The sequence below is a fragment of the Microbacterium sp. Root61 genome, from assembly GCF_001427525.1.
Lineage (GTDB): Bacteria > Actinomycetota > Actinomycetes > Actinomycetales > Microbacteriaceae > Microbacterium.
Genome location: NZ_LMGU01000002.1, coordinates 166158 through 183645 on the forward strand (window position 1 = coordinate 166158; position 17488 = coordinate 183645).

General features: G+C 68.8%; 15 protein-coding genes. 11 read left to right on the forward strand and 4 right to left on the reverse strand.

Annotation, left to right across the window (positions count from 1 at the left end; all coding sequences use genetic code 11):
• The first annotated feature begins 44 nt into the window (after positions 1-44).
• From ASD65_RS17055 to ASD65_RS17070, 4 genes are read left to right on the forward strand one after another with little or no spacing between them, the layout of a single operon-like run.
• Positions 45-1388, forward strand: a complete 1344-nt coding sequence (locus tag ASD65_RS17055) for a class I SAM-dependent RNA methyltransferase (RefSeq protein WP_156378973.1) — start codon at positions 45-47, stop codon at positions 1386-1388.
• 9 nt (positions 1389-1397) lie between these two features.
• Positions 1398-2057 carry a response regulator transcription factor gene (locus tag ASD65_RS17060; RefSeq protein WP_056225505.1) on the forward strand — a complete coding sequence of 220 codons (660 nt, stop codon included), beginning with the start codon at positions 1398-1400 and terminating at the stop codon, positions 2055-2057.
• On the forward strand, positions 2041-3300 hold the full coding sequence (locus ASD65_RS17065; RefSeq protein WP_200948730.1) for an ATP-binding protein: 1260 nt from the start codon (positions 2041-2043) through the stop codon (positions 3298-3300). Before ASD65_RS17060 ends, ASD65_RS17065 begins: the two co-directional genes overlap by 17 nt.
• The gene (locus tag ASD65_RS17070; protein ID WP_235566822.1) at positions 3279-4367 is read left to right on the forward strand and encodes a hypothetical protein; all 1089 of its coding nucleotides are present in this window, start codon (positions 3279-3281) and stop codon (positions 4365-4367) included. The genes ASD65_RS17065 and ASD65_RS17070 overlap by 22 nt, the downstream gene beginning before the upstream one ends.
• A 293-nt stretch (positions 4368-4660) precedes the next feature.
• On the opposite strand, the gene ASD65_RS17075 is transcribed toward ASD65_RS17070, so the two are convergent.
• Together ASD65_RS17075 and ASD65_RS17080 are read right to left on the reverse strand one after the other, a co-directional pair.
• Positions 4661-4915 carry an acyl-CoA carboxylase subunit epsilon gene (locus tag ASD65_RS17075; RefSeq protein ID WP_056225507.1) on the reverse strand — a complete coding sequence of 85 codons (255 nt, stop codon included), beginning with the start codon at positions 4913-4915 and terminating at the stop codon, positions 4661-4663.
• Complete coding sequence (locus tag ASD65_RS17080) at positions 4912-6501, reverse strand: acyl-CoA carboxylase subunit beta (RefSeq protein ID WP_056225510.1); 1590 nt, start codon at positions 6499-6501, stop codon at positions 4912-4914. The genes ASD65_RS17075 and ASD65_RS17080 overlap by 4 nt, the downstream gene beginning before the upstream one ends.
• A 119-nt stretch (positions 6502-6620) precedes the next feature.
• Between ASD65_RS17080 and ASD65_RS17085 the strand changes: the two genes are divergently transcribed.
• The 7 genes from ASD65_RS17085 (at position 6621) to ASD65_RS17115 (ending at position 15014) form a co-directional block, all read left to right on the forward strand.
• On the forward strand, positions 6621-7415 hold the full coding sequence (locus ASD65_RS17085) for a biotin--[acetyl-CoA-carboxylase] ligase (protein WP_056225513.1): 795 nt from the start codon (positions 6621-6623) through the stop codon (positions 7413-7415).
• 58 nt (positions 7416-7473) lie between these two features.
• Complete coding sequence (locus ASD65_RS17090) at positions 7474-8034, forward strand: PH domain-containing protein (RefSeq protein WP_056225517.1); 561 nt, start codon at positions 7474-7476, stop codon at positions 8032-8034.
• A gap of 68 nt (positions 8035-8102) precedes the next feature.
• Positions 8103-9239: a 5-(carboxyamino)imidazole ribonucleotide synthase gene (locus ASD65_RS17095; RefSeq protein WP_056225522.1), complete on the forward strand. Its 1137-nt coding sequence runs from the start codon at positions 8103-8105 to the stop codon at positions 9237-9239.
• Positions 9240-9345: 106 nt separating this feature from the next.
• Entirely contained in the window at positions 9346-9813 is a 468-nt protein-coding gene (gene purE, locus ASD65_RS17100; protein ID WP_056225525.1) for a 5-(carboxyamino)imidazole ribonucleotide mutase, read from the forward strand.
• Positions 9810-11261, forward strand: a complete 1452-nt coding sequence (locus ASD65_RS17105; protein ID WP_056225528.1) for an LCP family protein — start codon at positions 9810-9812, stop codon at positions 11259-11261. Before purE ends, ASD65_RS17105 begins: the two co-directional genes overlap by 4 nt.
• Before the next feature lie 3 nt (positions 11262-11264).
• Positions 11265-12410, forward strand: coding sequence for a glycosyltransferase (locus tag ASD65_RS17110; RefSeq protein WP_056225532.1), 1146 nt, complete (start codon positions 11265-11267; stop codon positions 12408-12410).
• Positions 12411-12494: 84 nt separating this feature from the next.
• Complete coding sequence (locus tag ASD65_RS17115) at positions 12495-15014, forward strand: hypothetical protein (RefSeq protein ID WP_235566823.1); 2520 nt, start codon at positions 12495-12497, stop codon at positions 15012-15014.
• Here ASD65_RS17115 and ASD65_RS17120 read toward each other — a convergent pair whose 3' ends face one another.
• Positions 15015-16424 carry a sugar nucleotide-binding protein gene (locus ASD65_RS17120; RefSeq protein WP_056225537.1) on the reverse strand — a complete coding sequence of 470 codons (1410 nt, stop codon included), beginning with the start codon at positions 16422-16424 and terminating at the stop codon, positions 15015-15017. It lies immediately after the preceding gene.
• Positions 16424-17422, reverse strand: a complete 999-nt coding sequence (gene rfbB, locus ASD65_RS17125; RefSeq protein WP_056225540.1) for a dTDP-glucose 4,6-dehydratase — start codon at positions 17420-17422, stop codon at positions 16424-16426. The genes ASD65_RS17120 and rfbB overlap by 1 nt, the downstream gene beginning before the upstream one ends.
• Positions 17423-17488 lie beyond the last annotated feature (66 nt).

Below are 17488 nucleotides of genomic sequence, written 5' to 3' on the forward strand. Positions count from 1 at the left end.
CGCGGGCGCCGTGGTGGGGTGCCGGGTGTGGGATGCTCGGACCCGTGGATACCGGCGACATCATCGACCTCGACATCACCGACGTGGCGCACGGCGGGGTGTTCGTCGGCCGTCACGACGGGCGCGTCGTGTTCGTTCCCGACGCGATTCCGGGGGAGCGGGTCCGCGTCCGGCTTACGGATGTCGGCAAGGCCGCGTTCTGGCGCGGCGAGACGCTCGAGGTGTTGGACGCCTCTCCGCACCGCCGCGCGCACGTGTGGCGGCAGGCGGACATCGACGTCGCGCCCGAGCGGCGCCCCGGCGGTGCCGACTTCGGGCACATCGCATTGGAGCACCAGCGCGAGCTCAAGCTGCACGTCCTGAACGACGCCCTGCGCCGCATCGGCGGGCTCGACCTCGCCACCACGATCCGACCGCCGCTGCCGGTGCTCGACGCGAGCGGAGCCGTCGTCGCGGAGGAATCCGCCGACGGCACCGGCTGGCGCACGCGACTCAGCCTGCATGTCGACGCCGACGGGAACGTCGGGCCGTACGCCGCGCGCAGCCACACGGTCATCCCGGTCGAGGATCACCCGCTGGCCACTGCCGCCGTCGCGCGCGCCGCCCTGCAGCAGTTCGGTGGCGTCCCCGGACGACTCGACCTCGTGCAGCCCTCCGACGGACGCGTGCGCATCATCGCGCGTCCGGAGGCTCCCTCCACCGGGCGTGCCAAGCGGGGGCGGCGTTCGGCGCCGCGCCCGGCCGACGCGCGCGCGGCATCCGAAGTCGTCGTCGAGACCGTGGGCGACCGGTCGTTCCGCGTCGACGCCGGCGGGTTCTGGCAGGTGCACCGTCTCGCGGCGCACTCGCTGACGCAGCTCGTCTCTAACGCCGTGACCGGGCTGTATCCGAACGGCTTGGATCCGGATGCCTCGCACCTGGACCTGTACGGCGGCGTCGGCCTGTTCGCGGCCACCCTCGGCGAGATCGGCGGTCCGCGCACCCGCGTGATCTCGGTCGAGTCCGATCCCCGTGCCACGGAGCACGCCGGCGAGAACCTCGCCGCCTGGGTCGGGGCACGCGCCGAGACGGCCCGGGTCGATCGATTCCTGGCCGGACTCGAGGCCGATGCCTCCGCGACGGAGCGCGAGCGTCTGTCACGCGGCGTCGTCGTGCTCGACCCGCCGCGTTCGGGCGCCGGTCGTGAGGTCGTCGAACGGCTCATCGCGCTCGCCCCCGCCGCGATCGTCTACGTGGCGTGCGACCCGGTGGCCCTCGCGCGAGACCTCGCCATCTTCCGCACCGGTGGTTACGAGACCCTCGGCGGGGTGACGGCCGTCGACCTCTTCCCGCACTCGCACCACCTCGAGGCGGTCGCGGTGCTCACGCGCTCCGAGTCGGCTGGCTAGGCTGATTTCATGACCCGAGTGGCATTGATCGATGATCACGAGTCCGTCCGGCTCGGACTCGAGGCCGCGTGCGCCCGCGCGCACAAGACAGTGGTCTTCTCCGGCGCGAGCGTCACCGCATACCTCGACTGGCGCGCCTTCAGCGCGGCCGCACCTGCGGATGTCGTCGTCCTGGACCTGATGCTCGGTGACGGGACGGTCGTCCGTGAGAACGTCAGTCGTGTCATTCACGACGGATCCAGCGTCATCATCCACTCCGTCGCCGACCGCCCGATCGCGGTGCGCGAGGCCCTCGCCGCCGGCGCTGCGGGCGTCGTCAGCAAGTCAGCCCCCATCGACGATGTCATCGCCGCCATCAAAGCGGTCGCGACCGGTGATCCGCTGAACAACGTGGAGTGGGCCAGCGCCGTGGAGGGCGACCGGGCTTTCGCCGACGCGCAGCTGTCCGCCCGCGAGCGGGACGTTCTGCGGCTGTACGCGGCGGGCCTCCCGCTGAAGGTCGTCGCCGACCGACTGGGTGTCGCGTATTCCACCGCCAAGGAGAACATCACCCGGGTGCGGGTGAAATACGTCGAGGTCGGCCGTCCCGCGCCGACGAAGGTCGATCTGCTCCGGCGGGCGATGGAGGACGGGATCGTGTCTCACGTGGAGGATGCCGGTGACGGCTGACACTGACCGGGCCGTTCTGGACGAGGCCTGGGGACACATCCCGCAATCCCGGGAGACGACGGTAGGTCTCGGCTCGTTCACGAGACGCCGTATCGAACGCATCATCGCGGTGGTCGCGGGCCTCGGCTCCCTCGCTCTCGGCGCGCAGGCCTTCCTCGCCGCGCTGGCGCCCGGGGACGAGCTGCCCGGATGGCACCTCCCGCTCATGCTGGTCACCTTCGTGCCGCTGGCCGCCATGATCCTGGCCTGCTTCATCGGACGCGGCGTCGCGATCAACGCCGGCGCGTTCGCGCTGCTCTATGTGCTCGCGCTCGCCGTCTGGCCGATCGCGACGGTGGGCTCCACTCCCGATCCGACCGGCCAACCGTGGATCTGGTACCTCGTCAACGTCGCGACGCTGGCAGCCGTTCTCGCCTTCCCCTTGCCGCTGCAGATCGCCTGGACCATCCTGGCGCCGTTGCTGTTCGGTCTCGTCCGGCTGATCCAGTGCGGCTTCGCGAGCGACTTCTTCGTCCCGCTCGGGCTCGACGTCTCGTTCGCGCTCATCCTCGGCGGCGTCATCCTGGCACTCGGCTGGCTGTTCCGCTCGATCGCGGCCAACGTCGACGAGACGCGCGCGCGTGCGGTCTCCTCGTACGCAGAGGCCGCCGCGGCAGATGCCGCGGAGCTCGAGCGCGTCGCTGTCGCGGCGCTCATGCACGACAGCGTGCTGGCGGCGCTGATCGCCTCCGAGCGGGCCGAGACCCCGCGGGAGCGCACGCTCGCCGTGGGCATGGCCCGCGAGGCGCTCACCCGTCTCGCGAACGCCGAGCGCGACGCCGGCGAGGGCAGCGATGAGCCGAGGGATGCCGTCAGCATCGCCGACGATATCGAGCACGACGCGCGCGACCTCGGTGTCGAGATCCTCGTGCGACGGGCCATCTCCCCGTGGACGCCGCCGATCCCGGGACGTGTGGCCCGTGCGGTCGTCCTGGCCACGACGCAGGCGGTCTCCAACGCCGTGCAGCACGCCGGCGGGCAGGGGTTGAACGTCTCGGTGACCGGCACCGCCGACCCGGCAGGCGTCCGGATCCTGGTGCGCGACAGCGGCGGCGGCTTCGACGTCGATGCCGTGCCCGACGACAGGCTCGGCATCCGCGCTTCGATCGTGGCGCGCGTCGCCGCCGTCGGCGGGACCGCCGAGATCACCTCGCACACGGGTGGCACCACCGTCGAGATCGAGTGGGGGCATCCGGAATCGTGATCAGCGTCCGCAATGTGCTCGTAGGCCTCGGCCTCGCCTTCACCGCCTATCTCGCCGCGCGCGGCCTGCTCGGGATCACGACCGTGCCCTACCCCGGTATCGTGCTGGGCGCGCTCGGTCTCTACCTGGTCACGACGTGGATGTGCATCCTGTGGGAGCCGCCGCGCCGCGACGACCGCCTCGAGGACTCCGCGAGCGGCCTGCCGCGCCGTGCGAAGCTGCCCGTGTGGGCGTCCGCCCTGGCACTGACCGCCGCGGTGATCGTGCCCACAGCCATCGCGATCGCCGTCGGCTCCGAGGCGCGCACCAGCCTCTACGCCACCTGGGTGATCGGTGGCATCGGCGCGCTCATGACGATCGTGATGGTGCGGCGCCGACCCTGGGTCGCCTGGATCGGCACCATCGTGATGGGCGCGGAGTGCATGTTCTGGATGGGAGCCCTGGCGGCCCTCGCACTCGGCCTGGTCGGCTCCATCGTCTGGGTGGGAGTGGCGCAGCTGCTGATCCGCTCCATGGACCGTGCGGCACGCGACACCACCCACCTGGCCACGCTGCAGCGCGCGGCATCCGCGTGGCAGGCCTCGCAGTCGGTGCGCCGCCGGGAGCGCCGCGTGCAGGTGCAGCGCGCGCTGGCCGTCGCCGGCCCTGTCCTGATCGCGACTGTGGCCTCCGGCGGGTCCCTCAGCGCCGGCGAGCGCGTCGAGGCGCGGATCGCCGAAGGCCGCCTGCGCGATGAACTGCGCGGACCGAGACTGCTCGATGACGATGTGCGGGCCGAACTCGACGCAGCCCGCCGCCGCGGTGCCACCGTCACAGTGCTGGACGAGGGCGGACTGGACGGGCTGGACGAGGCATCCCTCGCCATCATCCGCACCCAGCTCGCCGAGACGCTGCGCTCGGCCAACTCCGACCGGCTCTACATCCGCACGTCGCCGCACGATCGCGTCGCCGTCACCGTCGTGGGACGCTCCGCATCGGCGGAGGGCCTGTCGGACGAGGACGCCGTGGACCTGTGGCGCGAGATCATCCACCCCGGCGCCGCCGACGGCGAATACTCGACGCTCTGACATCACGCTCGGAAAAGAGTCTGCCCCCCGTCCCGGCGGGGGAGGGATGCCGGGGCGGGGAGCGGAGTGGGAGGAGGCGAGGGGCGGCGATACGCCGGCCCCTCGCCTAGCGAACGATTACCCGAAAACCGTCCGCATGGCCGAACCTGAGCTCCACTACCCTGCAGTGGAGCAGGTCGACCGAACGCATGAAGCGTTCCAGCACCTCAAGTATCCGCGCCCCGCCTAGCAGATGTCTGTAGGTACTTTGGGGGACAGGCCGCAGTCCGCCTGCGATCCCGGTCCGCGAGCGGCTACCAGGCCGAACGGGACCAGCCGCGTTCGCGCGGCAGAGGCGTGCGCAGCGCGCGCTGTGACACGCTCCACGCCGAACGGGTGGACTGATCGGACGCGAGCGCGTCGGCGGCCTCGGTCGCGTACGCCTCGCTGACCACGGCGATCAGCGCCGCGAGCTCTTCCGAGGTCGGATCACCGCGGCGGACGTCGATCGACAGCGGCCGCCCGTTCTCGCCGTGGGCCGCCGCATCCGTCACGTGCGTCCCGGTCATAGTGGGATGTTGCCGTGCTTCTTCGGCGGCAGGGTGGCCCGCTTGCCGCGCAGCGAGCGCAATGCCTTCGCGATCGAGACACGGGTGGCGGCGGGCTCGATGATGCCGTCCAGCTCGCCGCGCTCGGCGGCCAGGAACGGGGATGCCACGTTGTACGTGTACTCGTTCGCCAGGCGCGTGCGCACTGCGGCGACGTCTTCGCCGGCCTCTTCGGCCTTCTTGATCTCGCCGCGGTAGAGGATGTTCACAGCGCCCTGGCCGCCCATCACCGCGATCTCGGCCGTCGGCCAGGCGAGGTTGATGTCGGCGCCGAGCTGCTTTGAGCCCATCACGATGTACGCGCCGCCGTAGGCCTTGCGCAGGATCACCGTGACGAGCGGGACGGTGGCCTCGGCGTACGCGTAGAGCAGCTTCGCACCGCGGCGGATGACGCCGGTCCACTCCTGGTCGGTGCCCGGCAAGTAGCCGGGGACGTCGACGAGGGTGACGATCGGGATCGAGAACGCGTCGCAGAACCGGACGAAGCGGCTCGCCTTCTCGCCGGCCTCGATGTTCAGGGTGCCGGCCATCTGGGACGGCTGGTTGGCGATGATGCCGACCGAACGACCCTCGATGCGGCCGAAGCCGATCACGATGTTGGGTGCGAACAGCGGCTGGACCTCGAGGAAGTCCTCACTGTCCACGATGTGCCGGATGACGGTGTGGATGTCGTACGGCTGGTTCGGCGAGTCGGGGATGATCGTGTTCAGCGACCGGTCCGAGTCGGTGGTCTCGAACTCGAAGCTCGTCTCGTAGACGGGGAGCTCGGCCATGTTGTTGTCCGGCAGGAAGCTGATGAGCGTCCGCGCGTAGTCCAGCGCGTCGTCCTCGTCTTCGGCGAGGTAGTGCGCGACACCGGAGCGGGTGTTGTGCGTGTACGCGCCGCCCAGCTCCTCCATGCCGACGTCCTCGCCCGTGACGGTCTTGATCACGTCGGGGCCGGTGACGAACATCTGGCTGGTCTTGTCGACCATGATGACGAAGTCGGTGAGGGCGGGGGAGTACACCGCGCCACCGGCGGCCGGGCCCATGATGATGGAGATCTGCGGGATGACGCCGGACGCTGCGGTGTTCAGACGGAAGATCTCGCCGTACTTGCCGAGAGCGACGACGCCCTCCTGGATGCGGGCGCCGCCGGAGTCCAGCATCCCGATGATCGGCATCCCGCCGCGCAGCGCGTACTCCATGACCTTGATGATCTTGTCGCCGGCGACCTCGCCGAGCGACCCGCCGAACGTGGAGAAGTCCTGTGCGTAGACGGCGACGGTGCGGCCGTGGATCGTGCCGACACCGGTGACGACCGAGTCGCCGAAGGGGCGGGACTTGTCCATGCCGAAGGCCGTGGTGCGGTGGCGCACGTACTCGTCGAACTCGACGAAGCTGCCGGGGTCCACGAGCATCGCGATGCGTTCGCGGGCGGTCAGCTTGCCTTTGGCGTGCTGCTTCTGCTGGGCGCTCTCCTCGGGGTGCACAACGGCTTCGCCGTAGCGCTCGCGGAGGTCGGCGATCTTTCCGGCGGTCGTGAAGAGGTCGGGCTGATCGGTCACCGTTCCACCCTAGCGAGCGGGATCGCCGCATCGTTGGAGGGTAAGCACAAGGGCTTGTCGTATCCGCTGTGGGTTCGGCTCATGACGTGGGCCCCGTGCGGCCCGCGTAGGGTGTGGGCATGCCGATCCCCGTCGATGGTTACCCTCTCTCCGCCGCGATCAGCCCTCGACTGCAGGTCGCCGTCTCGACGGGGTCGACCAACGCCGATCTCGTCGCCGCGGTCGCGGCCGATCCCGCGTCGTGGCCGCATCTGTCGGTGCTGCTCACGGACGACCAGCGCGCGGGACGCGGGCGGCTGGATCGCACCTGGACCGCGCCGCCCGGTACCGCGCTCGCCGTCTCGATCGTGGTCCGTGTCGCGGGAGTGCCGGCGGAATCGCGGGGGTGGATCCCGCTCATCGCGGGAGCCGCGATGACTCGCGCGGTGGCGGCGCAGATTCGCGCCACCGGACACACCGCGAAGCTGAAGTGGCCGAACGACGTGCTCCTGGACGGGGCGAAAGTGTGCGGCATCCTCGCGGAGGCCGTGCCCGGGCATCCGGACGCCGTGGTGATCGGCGCCGGAGTGAACACGCGGATGACCGCCGCCGACCTTCCCGTGACGACAGCGACCTCGTTCGCCGCCGTCGGACTCGAGGCCGACGAGGACAGGTTGCTGGCGGACTACCTGGGCGCGGTGGATGAGCAGCTCGCGGCTTTGACCGCATCGCATGGCGATGCCGCGGCCGCCGGGATCCTCGGCGAGATCGAGGCGCTGTGCAGCACCGTCGGGTCGAACGTACGGGTCTCGATGCCCGACGGGACGCTGCTGGAGGGCCGCGCGCAGCGCCTGGATCCGTCGGGTCGGCTCGTCGTGGTCTCGGGGAATGTCGAGACCACGGTCGCCGCGGGAGACGTTGTCCACGTCCGCTGACCGGGCCGTGGCGGCGTGGGGCGCGACACCGGACCTCGCCGCACAGCACAATAGGGGTGTGACTCAGCCGACGACGTACGGGGGACGGCCTCTGACGCCGGCGCCCGGCGCGCCGACGCCCGAGCTGCGCATCGCGCGCTTCCGCACCCACGCCCGTCGTCTGGCCTGGAGCGCGCTCGTGCTGGTCGCCGCGGCCGGGGCCACCGGCTACTTCTACGACAACCTGCCGGTCCCGTTCGAGAACTGGATGCTGTTGAGTGCCGCGGGCGTCGTGCTCGTGCTGCTCGTGGTGCTGCCGTTCGTCGCCTGGTGGGGGCACACGTTCACGATCACCACTCGCCGTGTCATCGAGCGGTCGGGGCTCTTCTCCACCCGGCGTCGTGAGCTCTCGCACGTGCGGGGGTACACGATCCAGGTGCGCCGCGGCATCGTGCAGCGGATGTGGGGCGCCGGAACGCTCACTCTGGCCAACGGCGTGGACCAGCCGTTGCGCCTGGCGAACATCCCCAGCGTCGGGCTCGTGCACGAGACGCTCGTCGATCAGGTCGAGGTCAACCAGATCCTCGCTCACCGCGACGCGCAGAGCTTTCCTCCCGCTCCGCCCCTGCCGACCGCCTGACCTCTCCGCCGGCGGCACGTGCACCGGTCGCGCGTGCGCGAGGATGGAGAGGTTGGAAGGAGCGCCCCATGGCATTGCGCGTCGGAGTCGTCGGAGGCGGGCAGCTGGCCCGCATGATGATCGCGCCCGCGGTCGAGCTCGGTATCGAGCTGCGGGTGCTCGCTGAAGAACCGGGGATGTCCGCATCCCTCGCCGCCACCGCGGTCGGTGATTATCGGGACGCTGCGACCGTACTGGCCTTCGCACGGGACGTCGACGTGATCACGTTCGACCACGAGCACGTGCCGCAGGACGTCCTCGCGGCGCTGGTGGACGCGGGTGTGGCCGTGCGGCCCGGTCCTGGAGCCCTCCGCTTCGCGCAGGACAAGCTGCTCATGCGCGCACGCCTGGCAGAGCTCGGGATGCCGCAGCCGGAGTGGGCGGCCGTGACCGACGCGACCGAGCTGCAGGAATTCATCGACGCGCACGGCGGACGCGCCGTCGTCAAGACCCCGCGGGGCGGCTACGACGGCAAGGGGGTGCGGGTCGTGGAGACCGGCGTCGAGGCCGACGACTGGTTCGCCGCGCTCGCCGAGGACACCCACGGCGGAGCCCTCCTGGCCGAGGAGCTCGTCGACTTCACGCGTGAGCTGGCCCAGCAGGTGGCCCGCCGCCCGTCCGGCGAGGTGCGCGCCTACCCGATCGTGGAGACCGTGCAGCGCGACGGCGTCTGCGCCGAGGTCATCGCCCCCGCACCGCATGCCGGAGACCGCCTCGCGGCGGTGACCGCGGAGCTCGGCATCGCGATCGCCGAGGGACTCGAGACGACCGGCATGCTCGCTGTCGAGCTGTTCCAGACCACCGACGAGCGGGTGCTGGTCAACGAACTCGCGATGCGTCCGCACAACAGCGGGCACTGGTCGCAGGATGGCGCGGTCACGGGTCAGTTCGAGCAGCACCTGCGCGCCGTGCTCGACCTGCCGCTCGGCGACACGTCGCCGCGGGCCGGGTGGTCGGTGATGGTGAACATCCTGGGCGGCCCCGCAGAGGGCGGACTCGACGAGCGCTTCGCCGCGGCCATGGCCGCGCACCCCGACGTCAAGGTCCACACCTACGGCAAGGCGCCGCGCCCCGGTCGCAAGGTCGGACACGTGAATGTCACGGGGGACGACCTCGACGAGATCGCGTACCAGGCCCGGGCCGCGGCATCCTTCTTTCAGGACTGACTCGGGTAGTGCCGCGCCGTTGCGGGGTTCTTCCAGGGTCTCGCCCTAGCCTTGTCAGGTGACTCCGCCGCTGCATTCTTCCGACGCGCCCGTAGTCGGCGTCGTCATGGGCTCCGACTCGGACTGGCGCGTCATGAGCGACGCCTCTCAGGTCCTGACCGATTTCGGCATCCCGCACGAAGTCGAGGTCGTCTCGGCCCATCGCACGCCCGACAAGCTGATGCGCTACGGCCGTGAGGCCAGAGCACGCGGACTCAAGGTCATCATCGCGGGCGCCGGGGGTGCCGCGCATCTGCCCGGCATGCTCGCCTCTGTGACCGCGCTGCCGGTGATCGGTGTGCCCGTGCCGCTGGCGACGTTGGACGGCATGGATTCGCTGCTGAGCATCGTGCAGATGCCCGGCGGCATCCCTGTCGCGACCGTGTCGATCGGCGGCGCGAAGAACGCCGGCCTGCTGGCCGCGCGCATCCTCGGCACGTCGGATTCCGACACCGCCGACCGCATCGAGGCATACGCACGCGACCTCGAGGCGCAGGTGGAGGAGAAGAACAGGCGCCTCAAGGAGTCACTGTGAGCGTCGCCAGCCCGCCGCGGCCGCGCGGCGATGCGCGTCCAGGACTCGGCGGTCGCGTCGTCGAGGAGCGGCCGTTGCGCAACCCCGACATCGCCTCGCCCGAGGTCATGACGCGACGCGGCTGGTGGCTCGTCGGCTTGAACTTCCTGCTGCCGGGTTCGGCGCAGGTGCTGGCCGGCAACAAGAAGCTCGGTCGCTTCGGACTCGGCGCCACGATCGTGATGTGGGTCCTGGTGATCCTCCTGATCCTGGCCGCGATGCTGTGGCAGCCGCTGGTGTTCACCCTCGCGACGAACTGGTTCGTGCTGCTCCTCGCGCAGGGGATCCTGCTCGCGTACGCCGTGCTGTGGGTCGTGCTGACGTTCGACACGCTCCGGCTCGTCCGCCTCGTCAAGATCAAGCCGTTCGCGCGTATCGGGGTGGCGATCACCGCCGTCGTGCTGATGGTCCTCGCGGGCGGCGGAGCCGTTTACGCCTCGCAGATCGCCGGTACTACACGTGACACGCTCGGTGCGATCTTCGGCGCGAGCGCTCCGGCCGTGGATCCGTCCGACGGCTACTACAACATCCTCCTGCTGGGTGCAGACAGCGGCGAGGGCCGCGACTCGATGCGCTTCGACAGCATCTCGGTGGTGTCCGTCAACGCCGAGACCGGCGCGACGACGATCACCGGCATCCCTCGCGACATGCCCAACTTCCCGTTCTCCGCGGGACCGATGCAGGACAAGTACCCCGACGGCCACTCCGGCCATGCCGATTCGAACTGCGGCTGGGGCAGCGGGATCAACCAGCTTCGCACCGAGGTCGAGGTCTGCCAGGACGGCACAGTCCTGTACCCCGACGCCGAGGCGAACGGGTCCGAACCCGCGATCGAGGCGACCAAGGATGCCGCGGAGGGGATTCTCGGCATCGAGATCCCGTACTACGTCTTCGTCGACATGCACGGCTTCGCCTCCCTCGTCGACGCCCTCGGTGGCGTCGAGGTCACCGTGACGGAGCGCCTGCCCAAGGGCGGCGGACCGGCGTACCCGAGCCAGTCCCCGGACGAGTGGGCGATCGGCTGGATCGAGGTGGGTCCGCAGCATATGGACGGCGACACCGCGCAGTGGTACGCACGCTCGCGCTACACGACCTCGGACTTCGACCGGATGAAGCGCCAGCGCATCCTGCAGCAGGCGATCCTCGCGCAGTTCACGCCGCAGGTCGTCCTGACCCGGTTCCAGGATGTCGCGGCCGCCGGTCAGGACCTGATCAAGACCGATCTGCCGCAGTCGCTGCTGCCCTTCCTGGCTGAGCTGGCGCTGAAGGCGAAGGATCAGCCGGTCACCGCGATCGAGCTCACCCCTGACGGCGGAATCGACGAGTACCAGCCCGACTTCGAGTACATCCATCAGCTCGTCCAGCAGACGCTTCACCCGCCGACGCCGACCCCGACACCGGGGAGCTGAGCGATGACAGCGACACTGCGGGTCGTGCTCGACCAGGTCGCGAATCCGGTCGAGCTCATGCTGGCGGACGCTTCGCGCGAGCTGACGCTTGCTCTGATCGCGACGGCTCCGCGCGGATGCGAGGTGGAGGCGATCGTCCCTTCGCTGCCCGCGGCTCAGCGCGACGCGGTCGCGGAAGGGATGCCGGGTCTCGCCGACGTGCGATGGGCGCCGCTGGCCCGCCGCGAGTTGGCGACGGCGTTCCAGCTCGGCGTGGCCACGGGTATCGGCGGGGGCATGATCCACTCGCCGACCCTGTTCGCGCCCCTCGTACGGCACGACCGGGTGCACGACAACGACCAGACCGTGGTCACGATCTGGGATCTGAAGCCGTGGGAAACGCCCGACGAGCTGCCGCGCGCCGTTGTCGCGTGGCACCGCGCGATGCTCAAGCGCGCCGTGAAGCACGCCGACGCGATCGTCGTGCCGACGCATTCCATGGCCGACCGCCTGAGTGAGCTCGCCAAGGTGGGAGACCGTTTGCGGATCATCGCCGGCGCTGCGCCCACTGGTTTCGGCGTCCCCACCGACGAAGTCGGTCGCCGTCGTGAGCTCGGTCTTCCCGAGGGCTTCGTGCTGCTCTCCGGCGGGGCTGCGGCATCCGATGCGCTCGCCACCGGGTTCGGCGCCATCTCGGCCGCAGGGCTCGATACGCCGATTGTGGTCATCGACGCGCCCGAGGGTGAGGAACCGGCGATCGTCGAGCTGGCCTCGGCCGCCGGCATCCCGGAGCGCCTTGTACACGTTCGCGGTTCGCTGTCATCCGCGGACCGCGGTGCGCTGCTCGGGGCCACGGTCGCGTTCGTCGCGCCGTCACGTCGCACGGCGTTCCCCTGGCGCGTCGTCGAGGCGCTCGCGGTGGGGGTCCCGGTGATCGCCGCCGACTCCTCCGTGCACGCGGATGTCGTGCTCGACGGGGGAGTGCGCGCCGGTGGGCGCGGTGACACGGATGCCGGTGAGGATGCCGCAATGCTGGGTGAAGGGCTGAAGCGGGTGCTCGACTCCGCCGCAGCCGTCGAGAAAGCCTCCGTGCTGTCTGCGGACCGCGGGCGGGCGTTCTCCTGGCGTGAAGCCGCCGAGAGGGTCTGGCAGCTCCACGCGGAACTATAGGCGTCCTGCGAATCCTCTGATTTCGGCGTGTCGTTCGCGGTGAGCCTCCTGTGATTCGCCTGCCACTTCAGTCACACTGGTTTCATGATGGCCGCACGGAAGACGAACGCGCGCGCGTCCTGGACGATGGCCACACGTGTGTGGATCGCTGTGCTGGCCGTGCTGATCGGTGGACTCACCGCCACGACCGCCAGCGCGGCGGTGGAGCCCGATACGCAGGTCGTTGCGACCGACGGCGCACAGGCCTCGACCGGTGGCGCGTCCGCAGTCGGAGGCCCGGTCAAGACCGCTGACCTCTCGCAGTTCGATCCCGGGATGATCATCAGCGATGCGGTGTTCTTCGACAGCGGCACCATGACCGAAGCCCAGATCCAGGCCTTCCTCGAGGCCAAGGTCCCGAGGTGCGACTCAGGGTACGTCTGTTTGAAGGACTGGTACGACACCTCACGAGTGACGGGTGCAGATGCCATGTGTGGCGCGTACTCCGGCGGAATGCGCGAGCGCGCGTCGGCGATCATCTACAAGGTGGCCAAGGCGTGCGGGATCAACCCGCAGGTCATTCTGGTGATGCTGGAGAAGGAACAAGGGCTCGTGCGCCACGTGTGGCCGAGCGACTGGCGTTACACGATCGCGATGGGTCAGGGATGCCCCGACACTGCCGCGTGCGACACCCGCTACTACGGCTTCTTCAACCAGGTCTACGGGGCGGCCTGGCAGCTCAAGCGCTACGCGAACCCGGCCGGCACGAGTCAGTACTTCACCTGGTATGCGCCGGGCAAGACCTGGAATGTGCGGTACCACCCGGAGATCAGCTGCGGCTCCTCGCCGGTGCGCATCCAGAACCAGGCGACGGCGAACCTCTACTACTACACGCCCTATCAGCCGAACGCCGCGTCGATCCGAGCGGGATACGGCGAGGGCGACGGATGCTCAAGTTACGGCAACCGCAATTTCTTCCAGTACTTCAATGACTGGTTCGGGTCGACGGTCGGCCAGGTCGGTCTGCCCTTCGGCAACATCGAGCTCGTCGAAGCGCGGCCGGGAGAGTTCGTCGTCTCGGGCTGGGCAATCGACCCCGATTCGAGCGAGCCGATCTCAGTCCACGTGTATGCAGGTTCCAACAGCATCGCTGTGGCTGCAAACGTTGAGCGCCCCGATGTCGCCGGCGCCTATCCCGGTCTGGGGAGCAAACACGGATTCACCGCGCGAGTTCCCGCGATCGGCGAGGGACTGACGAATGTGTGCGTGTACGCGATAAATGTCGGACGAGGCGCGAATGTGCTCATGGGTTGCGTGACTCGCTTTGCCATGAGCGGCTCTCCGGTCGGAGAATTGGGATCCGTGACGGCCACAGACGGGACGGTCAACGTCGTCGGGTGGGCAATCGATCCAGACACGGCCGAACCGATCGACGTGCACATCTACGTCGACTCATTCAGCGTCGCGATGAAATCGGATGTAGCGCGCACGGATCTTCCCTCGGCGTATGCCGCCTATGGAACCAAGCACGGGTTCTCGGGCACGATCAAAGCCTCTCCTGGGGTTCATAGAGTGTGTGCGTATGGCATCAACGTCGGTCCAGGCGGTCATATCGAACTTGGCTGTAAATCGGTGACCGTGCCCGGAACTGTGGATCTCGGCCGCCCGCCGATTGGCGTCTTCGAGGGGCTTTCGGTGTCGGGGAACAACGCGGTCGCGAGCGGTTGGGCGATCGATCCCGACACCACCAGCCCCATCGCCGTACATATCTACATCGGCTCCGTCGGCGCCGCGTTCACGGCTGACAAGATCCGGACCGATGTAGGGAATGCCTACCCCGCGTCTGGGGCGAACCATGGTTTCGGGGAGCAGCTCACGTTGCCAGATGGCCAGTCCGATGTATGCGTATATGCCATCAACAACGGAGTAGGCGGACACACTCTTCTCGGCTGCCGAAGCGTGATGGTGGGGATGTCGGACCTGGGACGGGCTCCGATCGGAGGCTTCGAAGGCCTGACTGTCACAGGAAGCACCGCGATCGCCTCCGGTTGGGCATTGGATCCTGACACCACGAAGTCGATCAAGATTCATCTCTACGTCGGGTCCAGAAGCGCCGAGTACACGGCGGACAAGCCTCGCCCGGATGTTGAGCGTGCCTACCCTGGGTACGGCCCCAACCACGGATTCGGCGAGCAGTTGACGCTACCGCCGGGTCGTTCCGAAGTGTGCGCCTACGCGATTAACGCCGGTCCGGGCGGCCATGCGTTCCTTGGCTGCCGTACCGCGAATGTCGCGTCCACGGTCGTTGATCGGGGTCGTGCGCCCTTCGGAACGCTTGAAGCGGTGGTTCCCAGTTCAGGCGGTGCCACAATCTCAGGCTGGGCCCTCGACCCGGATACCAGTGATCCGATCCAGATTCATATCTATGTGGACGATGTGAGCGCCGCGTACTCAGCAAATAAGGTTCGCGAAGACGTCGGTGCCGTCTATGGACTTGGGAACACACACGGCTTCGGTGAGACCTTGCCGATGTCGCCTGGCAATCACCGTGTGTGCGTGTACGCGATCAACAACGGAGCCGGAGGCAACGCTTTCATTGCCTGCCGCGACGTCACAGTGCCCTAATCAAGCGTTGAGGTAGCGGCGGAGGCTTTCTTCGACGTCAGCAGGATCGAACCCAGTAGAAATGATCTTCGCAAGTTCCAGGACACTGTTGCGTGGCCGAGGAGACACCGGTCCCGTGACCGACGCGAAGTACGCGTCGGTCGTGACGTCGGTGACGCGGGTAGCATCGTGGCCGGTGAGCGCGAAGACCCGACGTGCGACGTCCGCCCAGCTCGTGGGCTGGCCACTGCCTGTCAGGTTGTAGGTGCCGAACGGTGCGCGGGCGTCCAGCAGATGGCGGATGCCCCGTGCCAGGTCGTTCGTGAAGGTCAGCCGGCCGACCTGGTCGCCGACGACCTTCGGATCGATGCCGCGTTCGGCGAGCGAGGCCATCGTCCGGACAAAGTTCTTGCCTTCACCGATCACCCAGGATGTGCGCACGACATAGTGGCGCGGGACAGTCGCCACGACGGCATCGCCCGCAGCCTTCGTCTGGCCGTAGACGCCGAGCGGTGCGAAGGGCGCGTCCTCGGCGTACGCGCCTTCGGCGCTTCCGTCGAAGACATAGTCGCTCGAGATGTGGACCAGTGTGATGCCGTTCTCCGCGGCGACGGCCGCGAGCGCGGCGATCCCCCTCGCGTTCGCGGCCCACGCCGCACTGCGTCCGTCGGCGGTCTCCGCAAGGTCGACGGCGGTATAGGCGGCGGCGTTGACGATCGTGGCGTAGTCGCGCCACCGCCGGGCCGACGCCAGCCCCGCTCCCGTGACGTCGAGTTCGGCACGGGAGGCGTACTCGATATGCTCCGCCTCCCCGAACTCCTCGCGCAGTGCGAGCCCGAGCTGGCCGCCGGCGCCCAGGACGAGGATCTTCTTCGGCGGGATCGGTGCGACATCCGCCAGCCGCGGGTGGGCGAGGTCCTTGGGGGAGATCTCGACCTCGCTGAGGGGGATCGGCCACTCGATCGCCGCGGTCTCGTCGGCTAGGTTCAGGAACGAGTACGCGGCGTCCGGCGACCAATGGTCGTTGACGAGGTACGTGTACGCGGTGTCGGCCTCGAGCGTCTGGTACGAGTTACCCACGCCGCGCGGAACGAAGATCGCGCGAGAGGGGTCGAGCTCGGTGGTGAAGACGGCGCCGAAGGTCGGGCCCTCGCGCAGGTCGACCCATGCACCGAAGATGCGTCCCGTTGCCACCGAGACCCACTTGTCCCAAGGCTCGGCATGGATGCCCCGTGTCGTGCCGATCGCGTCGTTGAACGAGATGTTGTTCTGGACCGGCCCGAAGTCGGGGAGGCCGAGGGCCGTCATCTTCTCGCGCTGCCAGTTCTCCTTGAACCAGCCGCGCGAGTCCCCGTGCACGGGGAGCTCGAAGACGACCATGCCGGGGATCGGCGTCTCGACGATGGCGAGCGGCTTGCCGAACTCCGCCATCACTGGCCCTTGGACGCGTAGAACGCCTCGACGCCGTCCTTCGCCGGCGCCCACCACGACTCGTGGTCGCGGTACCACTGGATCGTCGCGGCCAGGCCCGCCTCGAAGTCGCCGTACGAGGGGGTCCAGCCCAGTTCGGTGCGCAGCTTCGTCGAGTCGATCGCATAGCGCAGGTCGTGTCCGGCGCGGTCGGTGACGTGATCGTAGGCGTCGCGAGGCTGACCCATCAGCTCGAGGATGAGTTCGACGACGTCCTTGTTGTTCTTCTCGCCGTCGGCGCCGATCAGGTAGGTCTCGCCGATCTCGCCCTTGTCGAGGATCGTCAGCACTGCGGAGGAATGATCGTCGGCGTGGATCCAGTCGCGGACGTTCTCGCCCTTGCCATAGAGCTTGGGGCGGATGTCACGGACGACGTTCGTGATCTGGCGCGGAATGAACTTCTCCACGTGCTGGTACGGGCCGTAGTTGTTCGAACAGTTGGAGATGGTGGCCTGCACACCGAACGACCGCACCCAGGCGCGCACGAGCAGGTCGGACCCTGCCTTGGTCGACGAGTAGGGCGAGGAGGGGTTGTACGGCGTGGACTCGGTGAATCTGGCGGGATCGTCGAGCTCGAGGTCGCCGTAGACCTCGTCGGTCGAGATGTGATGGAACCGCGTCCCATGGCGGCGGGCGGCTTCCAGCAGTGTGTAGGTGCCGATGATGTTCGTATCCAGGAACGGACGCGGGTTGTCCAACGAGTTGTCGTTGTGGGACTCCGCGGCGTAGTGCACGACGGCATCCGCTTCGGAGAAAAGTGTGTCCACCAGCGCCGCATCCGTGATGTCGCCCTCCACGAACCGCACGCGATCGGCGGGCAGGTCAGCCAGGGACGCACGGTTTCCCGCGTATGTCAGGGCATCGAGGACAGTGACGTGGCGGTCGGTGTGCTCCACGAGGTGGTGGACGAAGTTCGATCCGATGAAGCCTGCGCCACCGGTCACGAGGATTCTCTGCATCCCTCGAGGATACCGTCGAGGCTCGGCGCGCCGAGTCCCGACGTTTGGTGCCGGGGTCGCAATCGG

Bases quoted from the DNA above. Each gene is read 5' to 3' on its own strand.
- ASD65_RS17060 (WP_056225505.1), top strand. From the start codon at position 1,398: ATGACCCGAGTGGCATTGATCGATGATCACGAGTCCGTCCGGCTCGGA.
- ASD65_RS17065 (WP_200948730.1), top strand. From the start codon at position 2,041: ATGCCGGTGACGGCTGACACTGACCGGGCCGTTCTGGACGAGGCCTGG.
- ASD65_RS17075 (WP_056225507.1), bottom strand. From the start codon at position 4,915: ATGACCGGGACGCACGTGACGGATGCGGCGGCCCACGGCGAGAACGGG.
- ASD65_RS17085 (WP_056225513.1), top strand. From the start codon at position 6,621: ATGCCGATCCCCGTCGATGGTTACCCTCTCTCCGCCGCGATCAGCCCT.
- ASD65_RS17095 (WP_056225522.1), top strand. From the start codon at position 8,103: ATGGCATTGCGCGTCGGAGTCGTCGGAGGCGGGCAGCTGGCCCGCATG.
- purE (WP_056225525.1), top strand. From the start codon at position 9,346: ATGGGCTCCGACTCGGACTGGCGCGTCATGAGCGACGCCTCTCAGGTC.
- ASD65_RS17110 (WP_056225532.1), top strand. From the start codon at position 11,265: ATGACAGCGACACTGCGGGTCGTGCTCGACCAGGTCGCGAATCCGGTC.
- ASD65_RS17115 (WP_235566823.1), top strand. From the start codon at position 12,495: ATGATGGCCGCACGGAAGACGAACGCGCGCGCGTCCTGGACGATGGCC.
- ASD65_RS17120 (WP_056225537.1), bottom strand. From the start codon at position 16,424: ATGGCGGAGTTCGGCAAGCCGCTCGCCATCGTCGAGACGCCGATCCCC.
- rfbB (WP_056225540.1), bottom strand. From the start codon at position 17,422: ATGCAGAGAATCCTCGTGACCGGTGGCGCAGGCTTCATCGGATCGAAC.